Raw genomic sequence first — 1,799 nt, 5'->3', positions numbered from 1 at the left:
AACCTACTTACGAAAATCCTTAGGGGATTTTCTATTCCGTTTTTATTTACTTAATTTAGTGCTTCAAAAATGCAACAAACCATATATAAAACGTTAACCTACATTAAGCAAAATTACACGCAATATTGGCAAAAAAGCGGTTTAAAAAAGTAGGATTCTGATAAATATTACGCAACCAGAAATGGAATTATAACGCAGCAGATTCTGACAAATAATTACGCAAGAATCTGTCTGTAATTCTGAAGTGGAAACGGCAGAATTTTAGCCTGTTTGCGAAATAGAAACGGAATCGTAAAGCAGCAGATTTTGAAAAATATTACGCAAGAATCTGTCTGTAATTCTGAAATGAAAACGGCGGACTTTTAGCCTGTTTATGCAATTAGGAATGAAAATTTATACAAGTTAAACGCCGAATAAAAACGCTGAAAATGTGAGATTTTATATCGGTATTTTAATTAAAAAAAAACGCAGGTTAACAAAATATATAATTTATTGCTAGTGCGAACCTACTTACGAAAATCCTTAGGGGATTTTCTATTCCGTTTTTATTTACTTAATTTAGTGCTTCAAAAATGCAACAAACCATATATAAAACGTTGTGTAGAATTAAAAAAAGAGCAGTAATAGTTAAAGACAATTTTATAAATCCCCAAAATAGAGACATAAAGAGATTTATTTGAAATAATTTAATACATATATGGATTTAAGATTTGTTGATATACCGAAAATTGAGAATGATGAAATATTTGAAGATTTAACCAAGGCTTTAACAAAAGCGAATGGACTTTATAGAAATGTGAATGTGAATGGTAGGCCTGGTCAAAAACAAAATGGAGTTGATGTTTATGCTAAGAAACAAGATGAATCTGATTGGATAGGAATTCAATGCAAAGTGCGCTCTACTAATAAATCATTCACAAAAGAAGCTCTACTTTTAGAGGTTAATCAAGCTAAAGTTTTTAATCCAAAATTATGTGAATATTACCTTTATACAACATTGAGTAGAGATACTGTTACACAAGCTAATGTAAGAGAAATTGCAAGTGAGTTAGCAAATGAACAATCATTCTCATTTGAGGTTCTTTTCTGGGAAGATATTGAAGAAATTCTAAAATCAAAAGACTATGAAAGTGTATATTATCGATTTTATCATAAGTTTTTTCGAGATAATCTTTCACTTGGCCATTCGATAGGTAAGCTAATCAATCTACATCTAGGTTTTGAAAATGAACTTGACTCTCAATATGATTTAAAAATCGGAAAAATACCTAGCCACAATGGGGAGAAATCAAGAGCCGATTACTATAGAGGTTCATATTACATTATAAATTTAAATGAGAAACGAATTGAGTTTTTTCAAAAAAAATATGACTCACAAAAAGCACAATGCTTTAGATCTGATATTTCTGAAGCATTTCCAAATCAAATCGATTGTTATCGAATTAGTAAATGGATTGAGAATTTTGAAGTGTTTGATGATTTGATATATAATGACACTCACAATTATACTTTTTATTTATCTAATAAAGAAAGAGAAGAGTTTGATCAATATTATTTTGTGGATGAAGAATAAGTAACTCTACACAACACCATATAAAATTAATTGCTAGTTTAGTTTATTTAAGAAAGTTCTCGCAGTCTTTAAACCTGTGTTTCATTTACTAACTTTAGTGCTTAAAACACGCAACTAATCTTATACAAACCGTTAGCTTTCATTAACAAAAAAATGCGCAAAATTGGGAAAATAAAGCGTTTTCGCAAAGTAGGATTCTGATAAATATTACGCAAGAATCTGTCTG

1 protein-coding gene is annotated in these 1,799 nt (G+C 29.5%); it reads left to right on the top strand.

All coding sequences use genetic code 11. The features are described 5' to 3' along the window. Positions 1 to 697: 697 nt before the first annotated feature. A complete protein-coding gene (locus DPIF8902391_RS07490; RefSeq protein ID WP_172505467.1) occupies positions 698 to 1,573 on the top strand; it encodes a restriction endonuclease in 876 nt (291 codons plus the stop codon). The last annotated feature ends 226 nt before the right edge of the window (positions 1,574 to 1,799 follow it).

Source organism: Tenacibaculum finnmarkense genomovar ulcerans (genome assembly GCF_900239495.1).
Classification (GTDB): domain Bacteria; phylum Bacteroidota; class Bacteroidia; order Flavobacteriales; family Flavobacteriaceae; genus Polaribacter; species Polaribacter ulcerans.
This window is presented reverse-complemented; position numbering and strand designations above follow the sequence as displayed.

Bases quoted from the DNA above. Each gene is read 5' to 3' on its own strand.
- DPIF8902391_RS07490 (WP_172505467.1), top strand. From the start codon at position 698: ATGGATTTAAGATTTGTTGATATACCGAAAATTGAGAATGATGAAATA.